At 70.4% G+C, this 20,521-nt stretch carries 20 protein-coding genes; 11 read left to right on the forward strand and 9 right to left on the reverse strand.

Going from position 1 to position 20,521, the window contains the following annotated elements:
• Position 1 precedes the first annotated feature (1 nt).
• The 5 genes from QE405_RS17005 to recF all read right to left on the reverse strand — a co-directional run bounded on the left by QE405_RS17005 (position 2) and on the right by recF (position 7,585).
• Positions 2-520, reverse strand: coding sequence for a DUF3566 domain-containing protein (locus QE405_RS17005; protein ID WP_307202909.1), 519 nt, complete (start codon positions 518-520; stop codon positions 2-4).
• A complete protein-coding gene (gene gyrA, locus QE405_RS17010; protein ID WP_307202911.1) occupies positions 520-3,285 on the reverse strand; it encodes a DNA gyrase subunit A in 2,766 nt (921 codons plus the stop codon). Before gyrA ends, QE405_RS17005 begins: the two co-directional genes overlap by 1 nt.
• A gap of 70 nt (positions 3,286-3,355) precedes the next feature.
• Positions 3,356-5,530 (reverse strand): DNA topoisomerase (ATP-hydrolyzing) subunit B, encoded by a 2,175-nt coding sequence (gyrB, locus tag QE405_RS17015; RefSeq protein ID WP_373459471.1) that lies wholly within the window; start codon positions 5,528-5,530, stop codon positions 3,356-3,358.
• 266 nt (positions 5,531-5,796) lie between these two features.
• Entirely contained in the window at positions 5,797-6,438 is a 642-nt protein-coding gene (locus tag QE405_RS17020; protein WP_307202913.1) for a DUF721 domain-containing protein, read from the reverse strand.
• Entirely contained in the window at positions 6,428-7,585 is a 1,158-nt protein-coding gene (gene recF / locus QE405_RS17025; protein WP_307202916.1) for a DNA replication/repair protein RecF, read from the reverse strand. Before recF ends, QE405_RS17020 begins: the two co-directional genes overlap by 11 nt.
• A gap of 155 nt (positions 7,586-7,740) precedes the next feature.
• Between recF and QE405_RS17030 the strand changes: the two genes are divergently transcribed.
• Positions 7,741-8,145 carry an NINE protein gene (locus tag QE405_RS17030; RefSeq protein ID WP_307202917.1) on the forward strand — a complete coding sequence of 135 codons (405 nt, stop codon included), beginning with the start codon at positions 7,741-7,743 and terminating at the stop codon, positions 8,143-8,145.
• Positions 8,146-8,162: 17 nt separating this feature from the next.
• Positions 8,163-8,573, forward strand: coding sequence for a DUF2752 domain-containing protein (locus tag QE405_RS17035; protein WP_307202920.1), 411 nt, complete (start codon positions 8,163-8,165; stop codon positions 8,571-8,573).
• A gap of 37 nt (positions 8,574-8,610) precedes the next feature.
• Here the strand turns inward: QE405_RS17035 and gnd are convergent, their stop codons facing one another.
• The 3 genes from gnd to dnaA form a co-directional block, all read right to left on the reverse strand.
• Positions 8,611-9,552 carry a phosphogluconate dehydrogenase (NAD(+)-dependent, decarboxylating) gene (gnd, locus tag QE405_RS17040; protein WP_307202922.1) on the reverse strand — a complete coding sequence of 314 codons (942 nt, stop codon included), beginning with the start codon at positions 9,550-9,552 and terminating at the stop codon, positions 8,611-8,613.
• A 113-nt stretch (positions 9,553-9,665) separates the two neighbouring features.
• Positions 9,666-10,802 (reverse strand): DNA polymerase III subunit beta, encoded by a 1,137-nt coding sequence (gene dnaN, locus QE405_RS17045; protein ID WP_307202924.1) that lies wholly within the window; start codon positions 10,800-10,802, stop codon positions 9,666-9,668.
• A gap of 466 nt (positions 10,803-11,268) precedes the next feature.
• A complete protein-coding gene (gene dnaA, locus QE405_RS17050) occupies positions 11,269-12,699 on the reverse strand; it encodes a chromosomal replication initiator protein DnaA (protein WP_307202926.1) in 1,431 nt (476 codons plus the stop codon).
• Between the two features lie 499 nt (positions 12,700-13,198).
• On the opposite strand from dnaA, the gene rpmH reads away from it, so the two are divergent.
• The 9 genes from rpmH to QE405_RS17095 all read left to right on the forward strand — a co-directional run bounded on the left by rpmH (position 13,199) and on the right by QE405_RS17095 (position 19,619).
• Positions 13,199-13,336, forward strand: a complete 138-nt coding sequence (gene rpmH, locus QE405_RS17055; protein WP_163771486.1) for a 50S ribosomal protein L34 — start codon at positions 13,199-13,201, stop codon at positions 13,334-13,336.
• A 26-nt stretch (positions 13,337-13,362) separates the two neighbouring features.
• On the forward strand, positions 13,363-13,713 hold the full coding sequence (gene rnpA / locus QE405_RS17060) for a ribonuclease P protein component (RefSeq protein WP_307202928.1): 351 nt from the start codon (positions 13,363-13,365) through the stop codon (positions 13,711-13,713).
• Complete coding sequence (gene yidD, locus QE405_RS17065; RefSeq protein ID WP_307202931.1) at positions 13,710-13,943, forward strand: membrane protein insertion efficiency factor YidD; 234 nt, start codon at positions 13,710-13,712, stop codon at positions 13,941-13,943. Before rnpA ends, yidD begins: the two co-directional genes overlap by 4 nt.
• Before the next feature lie 18 nt (positions 13,944-13,961).
• Complete coding sequence (gene yidC, locus QE405_RS17070; protein WP_307202933.1) at positions 13,962-15,014, forward strand: membrane protein insertase YidC; 1,053 nt, start codon at positions 13,962-13,964, stop codon at positions 15,012-15,014.
• 26 nt (positions 15,015-15,040) lie between these two features.
• Entirely contained in the window at positions 15,041-15,571 is a 531-nt protein-coding gene (locus tag QE405_RS17075; protein ID WP_307205907.1) for a Jag family protein, read from the forward strand.
• Positions 15,572-15,629: 58 nt separating this feature from the next.
• Positions 15,630-16,226: a 16S rRNA (guanine(527)-N(7))-methyltransferase RsmG gene (gene rsmG, locus QE405_RS17080; RefSeq protein ID WP_307202935.1), complete on the forward strand. Its 597-nt coding sequence runs from the start codon at positions 15,630-15,632 to the stop codon at positions 16,224-16,226.
• A gap of 176 nt (positions 16,227-16,402) precedes the next feature.
• A complete protein-coding gene (locus QE405_RS17085; protein ID WP_307202938.1) occupies positions 16,403-17,380 on the forward strand; it encodes a ParA family protein in 978 nt (325 codons plus the stop codon).
• Entirely contained in the window at positions 17,377-18,426 is a 1,050-nt protein-coding gene (locus QE405_RS17090) for a ParB/RepB/Spo0J family partition protein (protein WP_307202941.1), read from the forward strand. The genes QE405_RS17085 and QE405_RS17090 overlap by 4 nt, the downstream gene beginning before the upstream one ends.
• Before the next feature lie 527 nt (positions 18,427-18,953).
• Positions 18,954-19,619 (forward strand): SDR family oxidoreductase, encoded by a 666-nt coding sequence (locus QE405_RS17095; protein ID WP_307202944.1) that lies wholly within the window; start codon positions 18,954-18,956, stop codon positions 19,617-19,619.
• Positions 19,620-19,718: 99 nt separating this feature from the next.
• Here QE405_RS17095 and QE405_RS17100 read toward each other — a convergent pair whose 3' ends face one another.
• Complete coding sequence (locus tag QE405_RS17100; RefSeq protein ID WP_307202945.1) at positions 19,719-20,492, reverse strand: lysophospholipid acyltransferase family protein; 774 nt, start codon at positions 20,490-20,492, stop codon at positions 19,719-19,721.
• Positions 20,493-20,521 lie beyond the last annotated feature (29 nt).

Below are 20,521 nucleotides of genomic sequence, written 5' to 3' on the forward strand. Positions count from 1 at the left end.
CTCAGCGCTCCTCGGCGAGGGTCACGTCGATGCCGCCGAGCAGCGCCGCCGCGAGGTTGTAGAGGAACGCGCCGAGCGTCGCCATCGCGGTGATGAGCACGACGTCGACGGCCGCGATGAGCAGCGTGAGGCCCATGACCCGGGACATGCCCACGTAGCCCTCGATGTCGAAGCTGTCGGCGTCGGAGCCCACCACGTCGGCGATCGTCGAGTTGATGGAGTCCCACACGCCGGCGGCGTCGAGGACGGTCCAGACGATGAAGACGGAGACGACCGTGACGATCGCAAAGGCGATCGACAGCAGGAACGCCGTCTTCATCACCGACCACGGGTCGATGTGGGTCAGGCGCAGCCGCGCGCGACGCACGCGCCGCTTCTGCCGGGCCGCAGCCGCCGTGTCGGCGCCGGCCGCAGCGGAACCGGCGCCCTTGCCCGTCGGGCCGGAGCCGGGGGCCTTGCCTGCACCCGGGCCGACCTGGGTCGGCCGCACGGCCGTCCCGGTGCGGGAGTCGTCGGTCATCACGCCTCGCCTTCAGTTGCGTCCACGTCGGGCTCGTCGGTGCCCTCGCTGGTAGCGATTGTTGCATCCGCTGCCCCGTCGACCACCGGCTCCGCCGTCGCGGCGCTCTCCACCGGGTCGTCGGTGACCGGCTCGTCGCCCTCCGGCGCCGCGACGCCGCTCTCCTCGAGGACCTCCTCGGCGCGGGCCTCGACCGACCGCGCGACCACGGCCACAGCGTCGCCCGACTTGGGCGTCACGAACTTCACGCCCATCGTCGAGCGGCCCGTCACGCGGAAGTCGTCGTTGATGGGGCTGCGCACGACCTGGCCGGTCTGGGTGATCGACAGGACCTCGTCACCCTCCTCCACGATGAACGCGCCGACGAGGCCGCCGCGGTCCTCGTTGGCCAGCGCCATCGCCTTGATGCCGAGGCCGCCGCGCGACTGCGTGCGGTACTCGCTGATCCGCGTGCGCTTCGCGAAGCCGCCGTCGGTGATGGTGAAGACGTACTGCTCCTTGACGCCCGGCAGCGCTCCCGGCGCGGTTGACTCGCCGGCGGCCTCCGCGGCAGCGGCCGCAGCCTCCTCCGCCTCGACCTGCGACGAGCGGATGACCGACATCGACAGCGTCTGGTCGCCCTCGCGGAACTTCATGCCCGTCACGCCCGACGTCGCCCGACCCATCGGCCGCAGCTGGCTGTCGTCGGCCGGGAAGCGGATCGCCTGGCCCTTGCGGGACACGAGCAGGATCTCGTCGCGGTCGTCGACCAGCTCGGCGCCGATGAGCTCGTCGTCGTCCTCGCGGAAGTTGATCGCGATGACGCCCGCCTGCCGCGGCGAGTTGTAGTCGCCGAGCCGCGTCTTCTTGACGAGGCCGTTCCGCGTGGCCAGCACGAGGTACGGCGCCTGGTCGTAGTCACGGATCGCCAGCACCTGCGCGATCTCCTCGTCGGGCTGGAAGCTCAGGAGACCGGCCACGTGGCCGCCCTTCGCGTCGCGGCTCGCCTCGGGCAGGTTGTAGACCTTCGTGCGGTAGACGCGACCGGCCGTCGTGAAGAACAGCAGCCAGTGGTGGCTCGTCGTCGCGATGAAGTGCTCCACCACGTCGTCGCCGCGCAGGGACGCGCCGCGCACACCCTTGCCGCCGCGCTTCTGCAGCCGGTACTGGTCGGCCCGCGTGCGCTTGGCGTACCCGCCGCGCGTGATCGTGACGACCTGGTCCTCGTCGGGGATCAGGTCCTCCATCGACATGTCGCCGGCGGCCGCGATGATCTGCGTGCGGCGGTCGTCGCCGTACTTCTCCACCAGCACCGCGAGCTCCTCGGCGATGATCTCGCGCTGCCGCAGCTCGCTGGCGAGGATCGCCTCGAGCTCCGCGATGATCCGCTCGAGCTCGGCGAGGCGGTCGATGATCTTCTGGCGCTGCAGCGCTGCCAGGTGGCGCAGCTGCATCGCGAGGATGTGGTCGGCCTGGATCTCGTCGACGTCGAGCAGCTCGATGAGCCCGTCCCGCGCCTCGGCCACGTCGGGCGAGCGCCGGATGAGGGCGATGACCTCGTCGAGCGCGTCGAGCGCCTTGACGAGACCCCGCTGCAGGTGGGCGTCCTCCTCCGCCTTGCGCAGGCGATACCGCGTACGACGCTGGATGACCTCGATCTGGTGCGCCACCCAGTTCGAGATGAACGCGTCGAGGCTCAGCGTGCGGGGCACCCCGTCGACGAGCGCCAGCATGTTGGCGCTGAAGTTGGTCTGCAGCTCCGTGTGCTTGAGCAGGTTGTTGAGCACCACCCGGGCGACGGCGTCGCGCTTGAGCACGACGACGATGCGCTGGCCCACGCGGGAGGACGTCTCGTTGCGGACGTCCGCAATGCCCTGGACCTTGCCGGCGTCGGCCAGCTCGGCCATCTTCATCAGCAGGTTGTCGGGGTTCACCATGTAGGGCAGGTCGGTGATGACCAGGACCGTGCGGCCCGACTTGTCCTCGTCGACCTCGATGATCGCGCGCTGGGTGATCGAGCCGCGACCCGTGCGGTAGGCCTGCTCGATGCCCTCCTTGCCGACGATGAGCGCGCCGTTGGGGAAGTCCGGGCCCTTGATGCGCTCCAGGAGCGCCTCGAGCAGCTCCTCGCGGGTGGCGTCCGGGTGGTCGAGCGCCCACTTCGCGCCCTCGGCCACCTCGCGGAGGTTGTGGGGCGGGATGTTGGTCGCCATGCCGACCGCGATGCCGGCCGAGCCGTTGACCAGGAGGTTGGGGAACCGCGACGGCAGGATGGAGGGCTCCATCGTCTTGCCGTCGTAGTTCGGGACCATGTCGACGGTGTCCTCGTCGATGCCCCGCACCATCTCCATGGCGAGCGGCGCCATCCGGCACTCCGTGTACCGCATCGCGGCCGCGGGGTCGTTGCCCGGCGAGCCGAAGTTGCCCTGGCCGTTGACGAGCGGGTTGCGCATCACCCACGGCTGCGCGAGGCGCACGAGGGTGTCGTAGATCGCCGAGTCGCCGTGGGGGTGGTAGTTACCCATGACGTCACCGACGACGCGGGCGCACTTGTTGAAGCCGCGCTCGGGACGGTAGCCGCCGTCGTACATCGCGTAGAGCACGCGGCGGTGCACCGGCTTGAGGCCGTCGCGCACGTCGGGCAGCGCGCGCCCGACGATGACCGCCATCGCGTAGTCGATGTAGGACCGCTTCATCGACTCCTGCAGGTCGATGGGCCGCACCCGCGGGTCGGACCCGTCGGGGCCGTCGGGGCCACCGGTCAGGTCCGTGGGGATCTCGGTCACGATTGCTCTCTCTCCGTGTTGCTAGCGATGTCCAGGACGCGCGCTCCGGCCCCGTCGGGGCCGGGCGGGCCTAGATGTCGAGGAAGCGGACGTCCTTGGCGTTGCGCTGGATGAACGAGCGGCGCTGCTCGACGTCCTCGCCCATGAGGATCGAGAAGATCTCGTCCGCCTGCGCCGCGTCCTCCAGCGTCACCTGCAGCAGCACCCGGTTGTCGGGGTCGAGCGTCGTCTCCCACAGCTCGTCGGCGTTCATCTCGCCCAGACCCTTGTAGCGCTGGATGGCCGACTCCTTCGGGAGCTTCTTCCCGTTGGCCTGGCCGTCCCGCAGCACGGCGTCGCGCTCGGCGTCGGAGTAGACGTACTCGTGCTCGTGGGGCTTGTTCCACTTGATCCGGTAGAGCGGCGGCTGCGCGAGGTAGACGTACCCGCCCTCGATCAGCGGACGCATGAAGCGGAACAGCAGCGTCAGCAGCAGCGTGTTGATGTGGTGGCCGTCGACGTCGGCGTCGGCCATCAGCACGATCTTGTGGTAGCGCAGCTTGGCCGGGTCGAACTCGTCGTTCACGCCCGTGCCGAGCGCCGAGATGATCGCCTGGACCTCCTGGTTGGCCAGGACCTTGTCGATGCGCGCCTTCTCGACGTTGAGGATCTTTCCGCGGATCGGGAGGATCGCCTGGATGCGGTTCTCCCGGCCCATCACGGCCGAGCCGCCCGCGGAGTCACCCTCGACGATGAAGACCTCGCACTCCTCGGGGTTGCGGGAGCTGCAGTCGCGGAGCTTGCCCGGCAGACCGCCGCCACCGAGCAGGCCCTTGCGCTTCCGCGCCATGTCGCGGGCATTGCGAGCCGCCAGACGCGCGGAGGCCGCGGCCATGGCCTTGCGGATGATGTTCTTGCCGTCCGTCGGGTTCTGCTCGAGCCAGGCACCCAGCTGGTCGTTGACGACCGACTGCACGAAGCCCTTGGCCTCGGTGTTGCCCAGCTTCGCCTTCGTCTGGCCCTCGAACTGCGGGTTCGAGATCTTGAGACTGATGATCGCCGTGAGCCCCTCGCGGATGTCGTCACCCGTGAGGCGCTCCTCCTTCTTCTTGATGAGGCCCCACTCCTCGCCCCACCGGTTCATCAGCGAGGTGAGCGCCGCTCGGAAACCCTCCTCGTGCGTGCCGCCCTCGGGGGTGTTGATCGTGTTCGCGAACGTGTGGACGGACTCGTTGTACGACGTCTGCTGCCACTGCATCGCGAGCTCGAGGCTCATCGGGTTCGGCGCGCTGTCCCCGGTCTCCGCCTCGGCCGCGATGATCGGGCTGACGGGGACCTTCCGCTTGTTGAGGAAGTCGACGTAGTCGGCCAGGCCGCGGTCGTACTGGAACACCTGCTCCAGCGCCTTCACCCCGTCGACCTCGGCCACGTGGAGGTCGGCGTCGGTCGTCTCCGCGACGTCGTCCTCCGCGCCCGTGCCGCCCGCGACCGCCTCGGCGAGCTCGTCGGCCTTCGGGCGGGCGTCGCGCAGCTCGATGCGGAGGCCCTTGTTGAGGAACGCGGTCTCACGGAAACGGGTCGTGATCGTCTCGAGCCGGTACTCCGTCGTCTCGAACACGTCGGGGGAGGCGACCCAGGTGACGGTCGTGCCCGTCGCCTCGCCCTCCTCCAGCGGCCGCACCTGGCGCAGCGCGTAGTCGGGCACGCCGGACGAGAACTCCTGCTCCCACACGTGGCCGCGGTTCTTGATCTCGAGGCGGAGCGACGAGGACAGGGCGTTGACGACCGACGAGCCGACGCCGTGCAGACCGCCGGACACCTTGTAGCCGCCGCCGCCGAACTTGCCGCCCGCGTGGAGCACGGTGAGGGCGAGCGTCGCGGCCGGGAGCTCCTGGCCGGGGGCGGTGTCGGTGGGGATGCCACGCCCGTTGTCGGAGACGCTCACCGAGCCGTCGGGGTTGAGCGTCACCTTAATGGTGTCGCAGTGGCCGGCCAGGGCCTCGTCGACCGCGTTGTCCACGATCTCCCAGATGAGGTGGTGAAGGCCGCGCTCGCCGGTGGACCCGATGTACATGCCCGGGCGCTTGCGGACCGCCTCGAGGCCCTCGAGCACCTGGATGGCCGAGGCGTCGTAGTTGCCGTCCTCCACCAGGGAGGAGGAGACCTTCTCGGCCGGGGGCTGCTGCTCCGCGGCTTCCTCCAGCGCCTCGTCCTGGGACTGCGGCTCCTGGGGCTCCTGCGGCTGCTCCACCTGCTCGTCGCTCAAGGCGATTCCTCTTCTCTCGACCCGGGCGCCTCCGGTCACTCCCACGGACGCGCGCGTGGCCGCCGGTCGCGGCGGCCACTCCAGGATCGATTCTAGCGCCGCTGAGCGCCTCAGACACGCACCGGGCGGTCTGGTTGGGGATGAATCTCGGCTGAGAAATGCCGATAGGAGTCCGGAGAGGGCCTCCGAGACGGGCGATCAGGGTGGCCGCTGGGTCCCCCTACGTCCTCCAGGGCCTCAGAACCTCTCCCGGCGAATCCTGCTGCTCAGCCGTAGGTGTCGCGCGGACCCCGGCCGCGCACGCTCCGCCGGCCCTTCGACCACGACGGCGCCTGCGGCCCCAGCACCTCGATCGCCGCCACGCTGCCGTGGCCGAGCTCGTCGTTGAGCCGCTTCACCAGCGACGGCGCGAGCAGCCGCAGCTGGGTCGCCCACGCAGTGGCATCGGTGCGGACGACGAGGCGCCCGTCGACGTACGACTCCGGCCGGCAGTGCTCGCCGATCTCGTCGCCGACGATCTCGGCCCACCGGGCGAACACGGCGTGGACCCGCAGGTCCGCGTCCCAGCCGCGCTGGGCGACCAGGCGGCGTACGTCGGCCTCCACCGTCCGCGGGTCCCGCCGGTCCGGACCGGGCCCGGACAGCGTCGTCTCCCCGCGCCGCCCGCCCCGCCGCGCGGTGTCGGCGAACCCGCCGGGGTCGCCGGACCTCCGCTTGGCCTTGCGTGGTGTCGCGACCGGACCGCCCGCGGCGGCCGCCGCCCGCGCCGCGGCCCGGGCCAGGTCGAGGCCCGAGGCGTCGTGGGGCTCGTCCGGCTCCGTGCGTGCGGCCACCTCGTCGACTTCGGGCTGCTCCGCGTCGTACGGCGTCTCGGAAGGCTCCGGCGACGGGGGGGTCTCAGGCGTCACGCCGCACCTCGCCCTCCGTGACGTGGAAGCGCGCGCCGGCGAGGGCCGGCGGCACGTCGTCGGCGACCGCCGCCGTGACGAGCACCTGCTCGGCGCCGGCCACGAGCCCCGCCAGCTGGTCGCGGCGACCCGCGTCCAGCTCGGCGAAGACGTCGTCGAGCACGAGGATGGGGTCGTCGCCGTCGTCGCGGAGGAGGTCGTACGACGCGAGCCGCAGCGCCAGCGAGAACGACCAGGACTCGCCGTGCGAGGCGTAGCCCTTGACCGGCAGCCGGGTCGTCGCGGAGGCGAGCGAGCAGTCGAGGTCGTCGCGGTGGGGGCCGACGAGCGTGTGGCCGCGGTCCAGCTCGTCCTTCCGGCGCTCCTCGAGGCCGATCCGGAACGGCTCGACGAGCTCGGCGGCCACGGGGGTCGGTCCGGCGGCGGGCACGGGCAGCTCGACGGAGCTGCGGTACTCGGCGTCCGCCGCGTCCCGCCCCACCCCGCGGGCGACCGCCGCGTAGGCCTTCGCCAGGTAGGGCCGCAGGTCGTGGACGAGCGCCAGCCGCGCGGCGAGCAGCTCGGCGCCGACGCTGACGAGGTGGGCGTCCCAGGCGTCGAGGGTCGCCAGCGCCCCCTCGGCGGCGCTCCGCCGCGCGGACCCCGCCGTCTTCAGCAGGGTGTTGCGCTGCCGCAGGATCCGCTCGTAGTCGGCCTTCACCCCGGCGAAGCGCGGCGCGCGCAGCACGAGGAGGTCGTCGAGCATCCGCCGCCGGTCGGTCGGGTCGCCCTTGACGAGGGCCAGGTCGTCGGGCGCGAAGACGACGGTCCGCACGAGGCCGACGAGCTCGCGTGCCCGGGGGAGCGCCGACCGGTTGACCCGCGCGCGGTTCGCCTTGCCCGGGTTGATCTCGACCTCGAGCGTGGCCGTGCGGCCGTCGCGCACCACCGCCGCGCGCACGACGGCGCGCTCGGCGCCGTGCCGCACCAGCGGGGCGTCGGAGGCGACCCGGTGCGACGAGAGCCGCGACAGGTAGTCGATCGCCTCGACGAGGTTCGTCTTGCCCTGTCCGTTGCGGCCCACGAACGCGGTCACGCCGGGCTCGAGCGGCAGCTCGAGGGTCGCGTAGGACCGGAAGTCGTGGAGCGACAGGTGGGAGACGTGCACGAGCGGGACGGCCTCGCTTGGACGGGGGTGGACGATGGTGGTCGGTGGAGCACGAGCCTAGGCGGTCCGCCCGTGACCGTGGGCGTCGCGGCCGCACGACGGCGCATGTGCCCGATCGGGTTTGAGCGCGCCCTCGGCGGCCTAGGCTGCTCGCCATGAGCTACCAGCAGCCCCCCGCGTACGGCGCCCCCTCCGGCGGCGGCCTCTACTTCATCTCGATCATGGGCCAGGAGCAGGGCCCCCTCGACGTCAACCAGCTCCGCCAGATGGCGACCGCCGGCCAGCTGAAGGGCGACACCCCGGTGCGGTCGACGGACAACCCGAACATCTTCCCCGCGAAGCAGATCCCGGGCCTGTTCTCCGACAAGGAGTGGCTGACCACGCTGCTGCTGTCGCTGTTCCTCGGCGGCCTCGGTGTGGACCGGTTCTACCTCGGCCAGAACGGCCTCGGCATCGCCAAGCTGCTGACCTGCGGCGGCTGCGGCATCTGGTCGCTCATCGACCTGGTGCTCATCGCGATGCGCAAGCTGCCCGACTCGCAGGGCCGTCCGCTGCCCTGACCCGTCATGATGGGTGCGTGAGCACCGCACCGACCACCACGACCCCGCGGGTCGCGTCCACCGAGTGGATCGCGGCCGGCGGGGTCGTCGCGTTGGGCGTCGCGGTCGCCATGGATCCAGCGGGTATCGAGGACGGCCCGATCATCTGCCCGTTCCGCCTCCTCACCGGCCTGCCGTGCCCCGGCTGCGGGCTCACGCGCTCGTGGGTCTACGGCGTGCACGGCCAGTGGGGCGACTCGTTCGCGTCGCACCCGTTCGGCCTGCCGCTGCTGGCCGCGGTGCTCGTGCTCGCCGTCGTGGTGGCGACCCGCCGCGTACGCCGCGGAACGCCCCCCTCGATCGACAGGATCGTCGGGCACCCCGTCACGAAGATCGTGATCGGTGCCTGGCTGGCCTTCTCGGCCGTGCGGCTGGCGCTCGCCCTCTAGGAACCCGGGCGAGCGCCAGCCGGTCAGCTCGACGCGCTCACTGGTGGGCGGGGTGCGCCTCGCCCGACGACTCTCCGGACTCGGGCGCGTCGCCGCCCGCAGGGGCCGCGGTGTGCACCGCGTGGCCGCCGAACTGGTTGCGCATCGCCGCGATCGCCTTCATCGCGGGGGAGTCGTCCTGGCGGGACACGAAGCGGGCGTAGAGCGCCGCGGTGATCGCCGGCGTCGCCACGGCGTTCTCGATGCCGGCCTCGACGGTCCAACGACCCTCGCCGGAGTCGTCGGCGTAGCCCCGGATCCCGCTGAGGTTCTCGTCCTCGTCGAGCGCGGCCACGAGCAGGTCGAGGAGCCACGAGCGGATGACCGTGCCCTCGCGCCACGAGCGGAAGACCTCGGTCACGTTCTCGACCATGTCGACCTTCTCGAGGAGCTCCCAGCCCTCGGCGTACGACTGCATGATCGCGTACTCGATGCCGTTGTGGACCATCTTCGAGAAGTGGCCGGCGCCCACCTTGCCCGCGTGGACGGAGCCGAACTCACCCTCCGGCTTGAGCGCGTCGAAGACCGGCTGCACCTTCGCCACGTCGTCGGGCGAGCCGCCGTACATGAGCGCGTAGCCGTTCTCGAGGCCCCACACGCCGCCCGAGACGCCGCAGTCGACGAACCCGATGCCCTTGGCGCCGAGCTGCTCGGCGTGGGCCTGGTCGTCGGTCCAGCGCGAGTTGCCGCCGTCGACGACGAGGTCGCCCTCGCCCAGCAGGTCACCGAGCGCCGTGATCGTGTCGTGGGTCGGCCCGCCGGCCGGCACCATCACCCACACGACGCGCGGCGAGGGCAGCGCCTCGACGAGCGCCTCCAGGCTGTCGACGTCGGCGAGGTCGGGGTTGCGGTCGTACCCCACCACCGTGTGGCCCGCGCGGCGGATGCGCTCGCGCATGTTGCCGCCCATCTTGCCGAGTCCGATCAGGCCGATCTCCATGACGCACTCCCTCGATTCACACACGCTGTCGGATGAGGCCGGTCGCTCGACCGGCTCGCGTTGTCGACGTTACGCACCCGCTCCAGCGCCGTACGACGGGGAGCGGGGTCGGCTCAGGACAGGAGGCGGCGCGGCATCAGCAGGTAGCGGAAGCCGGGGTCCGTGCCGTCGTCGACGATCCCGCTCATGACGACCGGCTTGGTGGCCTGCGTGAACGCCAGCTGCACCGTCGGCTGGTCGATGGCGCCGAGGCCGTCGAGCAGGAACTGGGGGTTGAAGCCGGTCACGATGTCGCCGCCCGTGACGTCCGCCTCGACGGACTCGGACGCCTGCGCCTCGTCGCCGGAGCCGGCGTCGAGGGTCAGCACGCCGTCGGCGAACGCGAGCTGCACGGCGGTGTTGCGCTCCGCGACGAGCGAGACGCGCTTGACCGACTCGACGAGCGCCGCCTTGCTGAGCGTCGCGACCGTCTGGTGCTCGGTCGGGAAGAGGCTGCGGACCTTGGGGAACTCGCCGTCGAGGAGGCGGGTGGTCGTGCGCCGCACGCCGCCGTTGGCCGCGCCCTCGAAGCCGATGATGCCCTCGCCGGAGCCGCTCGCGGCGAGCGCGATCGTGACCTCGGTGCCGGCGGTCAGCGACTTCGCCGTCTCGGCGAGCACCTTGGCGGGCACCAGGGCCGCGAACGACTCGTCGGGGCTGCGCGGGTCCCACTCGAGCTCGCGCTGCGAGAGGCGGAAGCGGTCGGTGGCGAGCAGCGAGATCGTCGATCCCTCGATCTCGAGCCGCACGCCGGTGAGCACGGGGAGCATGTCGTCGCGGCCGGCGGCCGTGACGGCCTGGGCGACCGCGTGGGCGAACACGTCGCTGCGGACCGTGCCGGTGGCGGTCGGCATCTCGGGGAGCGAGGGGTACTCCTCCACCGGGAGGGTCTGCAGCGTGAACCGGGCCGAGCCGCACACGAGCGAGACGCGCGCGCCGTCGAGGGTCATCTCGACCGGCTTGCTCGGGAGGCTGCGGGTGATGTCGGCCAGGAGGCGGCCGCTGACGAGGACCGTGCCCTCGTCGATCACGTCGGCCGACAGGGTCGCCCGGGCGGAGGTCTCGTAGTCGAACGTCGACAGCACGAGGCCGTCCTCGGCCGCCCTGATGAGCAGACCGGACAGGACGGGGACGCTCGGCCGCACCGGCAGGCTGCGCGCAGCCCAGGCGACGGCGTCGGCGAGGACGTCGCGTTCGACGCGGAACTTCACTGGAGGTCCTCCTGGATGCGGTGTCCGATCAGCCGCCACGGGCGGCACACGGGTGGGAATCGCATCCTGCCATGTGCGGGCAACGGACCGCACCGGGTGGGCCGGATCGTGTCATTCATCCCCAGGTCGGGGCCGTGGAGGACGTTCGCGGTCATCGGTCCTCGTGGGGTTACCAGGAGAAGTCGTAGCGGTTGTGCACTCTGTGGAGAGACGCCATCTGCCCAGGTCGGCCCGCGTGGAGGGGTGTGGACGAGAGGTGGACGGCGGTCGGGGTGAATCACAAGGACGCTGTGGACGCGATCCGGTCGTCCGCGTCCGCTCCCCAGGTGTCCACAGGGGGTGTGAACGACAACGGGGGTTCGTGGACAGGGCGCTCCACATCTGACAACCGTGTAGTTCGGCCTCGGTGCCCTGTCGGCGGCCGCCTGTCGTGGCCGCTTCCGTGGCCGCTTCTCGTGGCCCGCGCTCAGCCGCCCTGACGGGCGTGCATCTTGATGCGGTTGGTGAGCTCGCTGACCTGGTTGTAGACGGAGCGCCGCTCGGCGAGCAGCTGGTTGATCTTGTTGTTGGCGTACATGACCGTCGTGTGGTCGCGGTTGCCGAACTGCTGGCCGATCTTGGGCAGGGAGAGGTCGGTGAGCTCGCGGCACAGGTACATGGCGATCTGGCGGCCCTGCACGAGGTGGCGACCGCGGCTCGGGCCGGTGAGCTCGTCGATGGGCACGCCGAAGTACGCCGCGGTCTGGGCGATGATCGCGGCCGGCGTGATCTCGGGCTCGCCGCCCTCGGGGATCAGGTCCTTGAGCACGATCTCGGCGAGGGACAGGTCGACGCCCTGGCGGTTGAGGTTGGCGAACGCCGTCACGCGGATGAGGGCGCCCTCGAGCTCGCGGATGTTGGTCTGGATCTTCGAGGCGATGAACTCGAGCACGTCCGGCGGAGCGGTGAGCCGGTCCATCGCGGCCTTCTTGCGCAGGATCGCGATGCGGGTCTCGAGGTCGGGCGCCTGCACGTCGGTGATGAGGCCCCACTCGAACCGGCTGCGGAGCCGGTCCTCCAGCGCCTCGAGCCGCTTCGGCGCGCGGTCGGAGGTCAGCACGATCTGCTTGTTGGCGTTGTGGAGCGTGTTGAAGGTGTGGAAGAACTCCTCCTGCGTCTGGGTCTTCCCCTCCAGGAACTGGATGTCGTCGATGAGGAGCACGTCGACGTCGCGGTACTTGCGCTTGAACCGGTCGAGCCGGTCGTCGCGGACCGCGTTGATGAACTCGTTCGTGAACTCCTCGGAGGAGACGTAGCGGACCTTCGCCCCTGCGTACAGGCTGCGCACGTAGTGACCGATCGCGTGCAGCAGGTGGGTCTTGCCGAGCCCGGAGTCGCCGTAGACCATCAGCGGGTTGTAGGCCTTGCCGGGCGCCTCGGCGACGGCGACGGCCGCAGCGTGCGGGAACCGGTTGGACGAGCCGATGACGAACGTCTCGAACGTGTACTTGGGGTTGAGCCGGGTCTCCGTGCCGGAGGCCGCGGAGCTGGTGCGGGTGGCGTCGACGGCGGGCGGTTCGGGCTCGGTGGCCGACGGACCGGCGAACGTCGACGTGCCCGCGGTCTCGGCGGCCGGCGCGTCCTCGTCCTCGGGCGTGAGGTCGACGGGCAGGGTCGGGTCGATCGTCACGGCGATGCGGACGTCGTGGCCGAACGCGTCGCTCAGGCCGCCCTCGAGCTGGGACCGCAGCCGGCCCTCCAGCTGGGCGCGCGTGAACTCGTTGGGGACCGCGATGATCGCCGTGGTCTCGTGCAGCGTGACCGGCTGGCTGGCGCGCAACCACGCGCGCTGGTGCACCTGGAGGTCCGCGAGGACCGATCGCCACGCCTTCGCGAGCTCGGCCGCTCCGTTCTCCATCAGGGCTCCTCCCGATCGCTGCCGAGCGCCGGTCGGGCTCGGGGTCGGGGTCGATCCTGCCGCATCACCGACCAATTTCCACAGTCTTGTCCACAGGCTGTGCAGAACCGAGGGGAGGGCTGACGTGCGTCCCGCCGGGGGTGTCCGCGGCCGCCGTCGCGACCGTCGCCGCTGGTCAGCGAACGGTGTCGCGGGACGGCAGCCGGCGTCGCGGCCTGTCGCTCTCGGCGACCTCCGTCACCCTACGGCTTTCCACACCGGTGGACAGGCCTGTGGACAGAAGAACAACGGTGTAGTTTGTCCACAGCCTGTGAGGGTTTGACCCCCTTCCTCCCCAGCGCGTACCGTTCCTAGGTCGCCGGGGCTGTCTCGACCGGTGCCGCATGTCCACGGAGGGGTCGACGTGACCCGAGCCGTGGGCGGGCGGTGCCAGCCGATGGCTGAGACCCCCGTCCCGGTGATGGACATCGTCGAATCCAGCTGACCCCCGGAGAGTCTCGTGAGCAAGCGCACGTTCCAGCCGAACAACCGCCGTCGTCACAAGGTGCACGGCTTCCGCCTGCGGATGCGCACCCGTGCCGGCCGCGCGATCATCACGGCGCGCCGCCGCAAGGGCCGCAAGAGCCTGACCGTCTGACGTCTCCCCCTGCGGAGACGGCGATCGTGCTCGCGCGCGACCAGCGCATGCGTCGTGGGCACGATTTCGCCACGGCGGTGCGTTCCGGGCGCCGTGCGGGCTCCCGCACGTTGGTGTGTCACTGGGCCGACGCGGAGGATTCCCTCCGCGTCGGCTTCGTCGTGAGCAAGGCCGTCGGCAACTCCGTGGTGCGCAATCGCGTGAAGCGCCGGCTCCGGCACGACGTCGACTCCCTCGTACGGCGCGGGGCCACCCCTGCCAGCGGTCTGCTGGTCGTGCGGGCGCTCCCGGCCTCCGCGGACGCGACGTCGGCCGACCTGATGGCCGACTTGGAGCGAGGGCTGCAGCGCGTGTCCCGCCCCCGGGAGCGCGCATGAAGTACCTGCTGATCGGCTTCCTCAAGCTGTACCGGCTGTTCATCAGCCCGCTGTACGGCCAGGTGTGCCGCTACCACCCGTCGTGCTCGGCGTACGCACTCGAGGCGGTGACCCAGCACGGCAGCGTCCGGGGGTCGTGGCTCGCGGTCCGGCGCGTGTCACGCTGTCATCCGTGGGCAGCCGGGGGTTACGACCCGGTTCCCGAGCGCCGGCCGGCGTCACGTCACTGATAACGAGGAGCATTCCCCGTGTTCGAATTCTTCGGCACCATCGGCGGTCTGATCATGACGCCGCTCTACTACGTGGTGTCCGCGGTCATGCTGGCGTGGCACAAGCTGTTCTCGCTCTTCCTCGACCCCAACGGCGGTGCCTCGTGGCTGCTGTCGATCGTGGGTCTGACCCTCGTCATCCGCGCGGCCCTGATCCCGCTCTTCGTCAAGCAGATCAAGTCGAGCCGCAACATGGCGCTGCTGCAGCCGCAGGTGCGTGAGCTGCAGAAGAAGTACAAGCACGACCGGGAGCGTCTCGCCCAGGAGACGATGAAGCTCTACAAGGAGGCGGGCACGAACCCGTTCGCCTCGTGCCTGCCGATCCTGCTGCAGATGCCGATCTTCTTCGCCCTGTTCCGGATGATCGACCAGGCGGCGAAGAAGGGCACGGCCCACGGCTTCCTGACGGAGGACCTGGCGGACCAGTTCGGCCAGTCGCGTCTGTTCGGCGCGGCCGGAACGAACGAGGGCATCCCGATCTCGGGCACCTTCCTCAGCGGTGACGGCACGGCCGTCATGATCCTGGCGGCGGTCCTGGTGGTCGCCATGACGGCGACGACCTTCCTCACGCAGCGGCAGCTGATGGCGAAGAACATGCCGCCGGAGGCGCTCACGGGCCCCTACGCCCAGCAGCAGAAGATGCTCCTCTACGTGCTCCCGGTGGTCTTCGCGGTGGGCGGCGTGGCTTTCCCGATCGGTGTCCTCATGTACTGGACGACGTCGAACCTCTGGACCATGAGCCAGCAGTTCTACGTCATCCGTCGCAACCCTGCCCCGGGCACGCCGGCCGCCAAGGCCAAGGCGGAGCGGGACGCGGAGAAGGCCAAGCGCAAGGGTGTCGCGACCGGCGACGTCTCCCTCGAGAAGGGCGCCGGCGGCACGGCCGTCATCGACGAGGCGGCGGAGGCGCCGCGTCCGCGGGTGCAGCCCCAGCGTCAGACCAAGGCGCAGCGTTCGAAGCAGCAGGGTGGCGGCCCCCGGCCGTCGGGTGGCGCGAAGAGCGTCCCGACCAAGTCCAAGAAGAAGCGCTGAGAGCGCTCGGAAGATCGGTGAACGAGATGTCTGACGTGGCGGAGACGACCGACGAGGTGACGGCGGGCGCGGGTGCGCCTGCGACGAGCGGCGGCGACCGGGTGGCCCGGCTCGAGCGTGAGGGTGACATCGCGGCGGACTACCTGGAGGAGCTCCTCGACATCGCCGACCTGGACGGCGACATCGACATGGACGTCGAGGGCGACCGTGCCGCCGTGTCCATCGTCGGCGGCGACCTCGACCAGCTCGTTGGCACCAGGGGCGAGGTGCTGGAGGCGCTCCAGGAGCTGACGCGGCTGGCGGTGTACCGCGAGACGGGCGAGCGGTCGCGCCTCATGCTCGATGTCGCCGGATACCGCTCGGACCGGCGTGCGGAGCTCGAGAAGATCGCTGCCGACGCCATCGAGGAAGTGAGGGCCTCGGGCGAGCGGGTCTCGCTGAAGCCGATGTCGCCCTTCGAGCGCAAGGTCGTCCACGACGCCGTGGCAGCCGCTGGGCTCACCTCCGAGTCGGAGGGTGCGGAGTCGCGGCGCCACGTGGTCGTGCTTCCCGCGTGACGGCCCGATGAACGACGTTTCACGTGAAACACCCCTCGCGCCTGCGTCGGCGCGGGGGGTGTTCTCGCCTGAGCGCTTCCCCCTCGCGGAGGCATACACGCATTCGCTGGCGACGGCCGGCGTGGAGCGTGGGCTGATCGGTCCGCGCGAGGTGCCGCGGCTGTGGGAGCGCCATCTGTTGAACTGTGCCGTGGTGACCGACGCTGTCCCGGAAGGCGCGTCGGTGGCGGACGTCGGGTCGGGCGCCGGGCTCCCGGGTGTGGTCATGGCCATCCGCCGACCGGACCTGCGCATGACGCTGATCGAACCCCTCCTCCGTCGGGCTACGTATCTGGAAGAGGTCGCAGACGACCTGGGTCTCACGAACGTGCACGTCGTGCGAGCGCGGGCGGAGGATGTCGATCCCGGGGACGGCTTCGACGTGGTGACGTCCCGCGCGGTTGCGGCCCTCGACAAGCTGGCTCGCTGGTGTATGCCGCTGGTCGCGGTCGGGGGGCAGATGCTCGCGATGAAGGGCGAGCGGGCGCCCGAGGAGATCGCCGCCGCGGGGAAAGTCCTCCGCCGCTGGTCGCGTGGGAGCGCAGACGTGCTCGTGGTCGGCGAGGGCGTGCTTTATCCACCGACCACGCTGGTTCGAGTGGTGCGGACGAAGTGACCCGGATAGGTTGGGTCGCTGATCGTGCGGTGGATGCGTGTGTCGTGCGGGCGCCTCAGGCTGTTACACGTCCGACGTTTGTGCACAGGGCAGATCCGCGTGGTTGAGCGGGCTCCGCGCCGGTTTTCCACAGATTGACGAAGTTCTTCCACAGGCAGTGACGAAAGGTCGACAACGTGGTTTCACGTGAAACGGCGGAGGGTGCTGCGGCGCCGTACCGCCCCCGCACGGCGGCCGACCTGGCGGAGGCGACGCCGCCGAGTGATGACACGACGACCCCGCTTGCTCGTGCGGTCGAGGCGTCGCTGTTGGTGCGCGATGGCGCGCGCCGTATGGCGATGCCCCGTCCCGCACGGACGCGAGTGATGGTCGTGGCCAATCAAAAGGGCGGCGTCGGCAAGACGACGTCGACGGTGAATCTCGGCGCGGCCCTCGCGCAGCTCGGTCAGCGCGTCCTCATCATCGATCTGGATCCGCAGGGCAACGCGTCGACTGCCTTGAACATCGAGCACCGCCGAGGCACGCCGTCGACGTACGACCTGCTGGTCGACGGCGCTCCGCTCGCGGACGTGCTGCAGCCCTGTCCGGAGGTGGAGGGGCTCGACGTCGTCCCGGCCACGATCGACCTGGCAGGGGCGGAGATCGAACTCGTCAGCGTGGTGGCGCGCGAGAACCGGTTGAACAAGGCCATCAGCGCACACCCGGGTGTGGGTGGTCCGGAGGTCGGCGAGGACCGCTACGACTACGTGCTGGTGGACTGCCCGCCGTCGCTGGGTCTGCTCACGCTCAACGCACTCGTGGCAGCCCACGAGATGTTGATCCCTATCCAGGCCGAGTACTACGCGCTCGAGGGCCTCGGTCAGCTCCTGGAGACCGTGGAGATGGTGAAGAAGCACCTCAATCCCGAGCTCCGCATCTCGACCATTCTGGTGACGATGTACGACGGACGTACCCGCCTCGCAGCCGGCGTGGCGGAGGAGGTCCGCTCCCACTTCGGAGAGCAGGTCCTGAAGACGATGATTCCGCGGTCGGTGCGCGTGAGTGAGGCGCCGTCGTACGCCCAGACGGTAATGACCTATGACCCGGGCTCCCCCGGTGCGATGGCGTACCTGGAGGCCGCTCGGGAGATCACTCAGCGGGCGGTGCGGTCGTGAGCAAGCCGCAGCGCAAGCCCAAGCCCGGCCTGGGCCGCGGCCTGGGCTCCTTGATCCCGACGGCGGCGCCCGTGGCGTCCGACGTGGACGAGGATCTCGAGGACGCTCAGCCGGAGTCCGCCGCTGGCGGCGGCGCTGCCGACACCGGAGGTGCAGGCGGCGTTTCACGTGAAACGGACCGTAGCAGCGACTCCGCAGCGACTGGCGACATTCAGGGCCTCGCGCCGGTGGCGGGCGCGTACTTCGCCGAGCTGCCAGTGACGGCGATCGCCCCCAACGCGCGTCAGCCCCGCCAGGTCTTCGACGAGGACGCGATGGCGGAGCTGGTGCACTCGATTCGCGAGGTCGGGCTCCTCCAGCCGGTCGTGGTGCGCAAGACATCGGACGATGCCTACGAGCTCATCATGGGTGAGCGCCGCTGGCGGGCCACGCAAGAGGCCGGCCTCGACGTCATTCCTGCCATCGTGCGGGAGACCGACGACACGGACATGCTCCGCGATGCGTTGCTCGAGAACCTGCACCGGTCGCAGCTCAACCCGTTGGAGGAGGCGGCGGCCTATCAACAGCTGCTCGAGGACTTCGCGTGCACGCACGAGGAGCTTGCTCAGCGGATCGGACGCTCCCGGCCGCAGATCAGCAACACGCTCCGTCTGCTCCGCCTGAGCCCCGCGGTGCAGCGCAGGGTCGCTGCCGGCGTGCTGTCGGCGGGCCACGCTCGCTCCCTGCTCGCGGTACCGGACGGTGACGCGCAGGACCGCCTGGCGGCTCGTGTCGTCGCTGAGGGCATCAGCGTGCGGGCGCTGGAGGAGATCGTCGCGCTCGGCGACGTGACGGACGAGGCACTGCCGCGCCGCCGGCCGTTGAAGCGGAGCGACCCGGCGACCAGTGAGTTCGCCGCGCGGCTCTCGGATCGCTTCGAAACCCGGGTGAAGGTCGACGTGGGAAAGTCGAAGGGCCGGATCACGGTCGAGTTCGCGACGCTCGAGGACCTGCAGCGAATCGTCGACATCATGGATCCCCGGAATCGGACCGACCGCGTGATCTGAGCGGCCTGCGGCTTCTCTGAGGGGCCGTGGCGCGTCTGGCGGCGTTGCGGTGCCGCTACGGGCTCCTGTGGCCTTGCGGGACGATTCCGGGCACGGCAACCCCCAACCGGCCGAGCCCACGGAAGACGCCGTACGAGCACGGTCCCCTGCGCAGTCCTCCAGCGTGGAGCAGGCCCGTCGTTCGGGCGCGCGGGTGGGACGACAGCATGTTTCACGTGGAACCTTGAATCTGCTGCTCCGTGACGTCGCCGGAGCAGTGCTCAGCAAGATCCCGCAGGCCCCTAGCGCGCCGCAGTCTCCGCCGCGGCTGATCCAGTGGGTCCCGCTGAGGTGTGGCCGTCAGCGACATTGACCGATCACGGTCGGGCCGATTGACCCACGTGACCGAGTTCGGGACGTGCGCGGCCGGGATCACGACCGTCCTCTCAACGGACCAGGTGCAACGCTTACTGCGCCCGTGGCCAGGGAAGACGAGGTGCCCACAATCGAGGTGACGTGGAGGAGCCGACGCAGCTACGGTGACCAGCATGCCCATCGCCTTGATCACCGGCGCGGGCCGGCCCAACTGCATCGCCGCGGGGATCACGCGCCAGCTTGAGGCGGAAGGTTGGGACGTCGCCACCAGCGATCTCGCCGCCGGGACTCACCCCTGCGATCTGTCAGTTGCCGAGGGCCCGGCCCAGCTGGTCGAAGCAGTGACCCGCGAGAAAGGCCCCATCGAGGCACTCATCCTCAGCCACGCCCACGGCGTCGAGTCGGGCATCCTCGACACCACCGCCGAGAGCTTCGACGCACACATCGCCGTGAACGCGCGCGCAAGTCTTCTGCTGATTGCTGCGTTTGCGCGACAGGTGCCGCACGAGGGCGGTGCCATCGTGGCGATGACCAGCGACCACACCACCGGGAACCTCCCCTACGGCGCTTCGAAAGGAGCGCTGGACCGCATCGTGATCTCGGCAGCTCGCGAGCTGGGCCCTCTCCGTATCTCCGCCAACGTGCTCAACCCTGGGCCGATCGACACCGGGTGGATGGACGACGAGGCGAGGAGCACGACCGCTGACCACACGCCTCTCGGTCGGCTCGGAACTCCGACCGACATCGCCAAGATGGTTGCGTTCCTCGTTTCTCCGGCCGGGCGATGGACGTCGGGACAATTGCTGCAGGTGGACGGCGCGCTGTCCGCGCGCTACTGACCCAGGAACGAGCGCACGGGGGTGGCACCACGACACCGCCGTGCGGCACGCAGGAGTGGGTTGCAACCGACAAAGCAATAACTCGCTTTGTCGACAAAACTACTTCTTGCCGGACGCCCGCTTCGCCGCGCGCTTCGCAGCCCGCGCCCGCTTCTCCTCGGCGTCGAGCTTGGCGGCCTCCTCCAGCGTCGGCGCCGAACCGCCGAAGCGAGCGGGGATCCACCAGGAGCCCGGCTTCTTCTCGTCGGCCGGGTACATCTCGACGGCCTTGTCCAGCAGCGAGCACAGCGACGCGTGGAGCTCGGCGGTCTCGCCGACGGGGTCGTCCCCGGTCGGGTGCAGGGCCTCCCCGACGTGGATGCCGATGGTGGTGCCGCGGGAGAAGTCGCGCGGGTGGTCCTTGGTCCACATCCGCTGGGTGCCGAACACCACCACGGGCAGCAGCGGCACACCGGCCTCGGCCGCGATGCGCACCGCGCCGGTCTTGATCTCCTTGATCTCGAACGAGCGGGAGATCGTCGCCTCGGGGAAGATGCCGACGGCCTCACCACGGCGGAGGTAGTCGACGGCGATGGCGGCGGACTTGGCCCCGTCGCCGCGGTCGACCTCGATGTGGTGGAAGGACCGCATGACGGGGCCGCCCACCGGGTTGTCGAAGATCTCCTTCTTCGCCATGAACCGCACGTACCGGCCCGAGGGGTTCGCGGCGAGGCCGCCGTAGACGTAGTCGACGTACCCGACGTGGTTGACCGCCAGCATGACGCCGCCCGTGCGGGGGACACGCTCCGTTCCGGTCATCTGGAAGTTCTGCCCCAGTGCGCGGAAGGCGGTCTTCGCGGTGGCGATGACGACGGGGTAGGTCAGGTCGAGCACGGCGGACTCCCTCGGCGGCGTGGACGGAC

It is taken from the genome of Nocardioides zeae (assembly GCF_030818655.1).
GTDB classification, from domain to species: domain Bacteria; phylum Actinomycetota; class Actinomycetes; order Propionibacteriales; family Nocardioidaceae; genus Nocardioides; species Nocardioides zeae_A.

What these genes read in the sequence shown, in the direction of transcription:
- QE405_RS17005 (WP_307202909.1), bottom strand. Translation starts at nt 520, where the DNA reads ATGACCGACGACTCCCGCACCGGGACGGCCGTGCGGCCGACCCAGGTC.
- QE405_RS17030 (WP_307202917.1), top strand. Translation starts at nt 7,741, where the DNA reads ATGAGCTACCAGCAGCCCCCCGCGTACGGCGCCCCCTCCGGCGGCGGC.
- gnd (WP_307202922.1), bottom strand. Translation starts at nt 9,552, where the DNA reads ATGGAGATCGGCCTGATCGGACTCGGCAAGATGGGCGGCAACATGCGC.
- dnaA (WP_307202926.1), bottom strand. Translation starts at nt 12,699, where the DNA reads ATGGAGAACGGAGCGGCCGAGCTCGCGAAGGCGTGGCGATCGGTCCTC.
- yidD (WP_307202931.1), top strand. Translation starts at nt 13,710, where the DNA reads ATGAAGTACCTGCTGATCGGCTTCCTCAAGCTGTACCGGCTGTTCATC.
- QE405_RS17075 (WP_307205907.1), top strand. Translation starts at nt 15,041, where the DNA reads ATGTCTGACGTGGCGGAGACGACCGACGAGGTGACGGCGGGCGCGGGT.
- QE405_RS17095 (WP_307202944.1), top strand. Translation starts at nt 18,954, where the DNA reads ATGCCCATCGCCTTGATCACCGGCGCGGGCCGGCCCAACTGCATCGCC.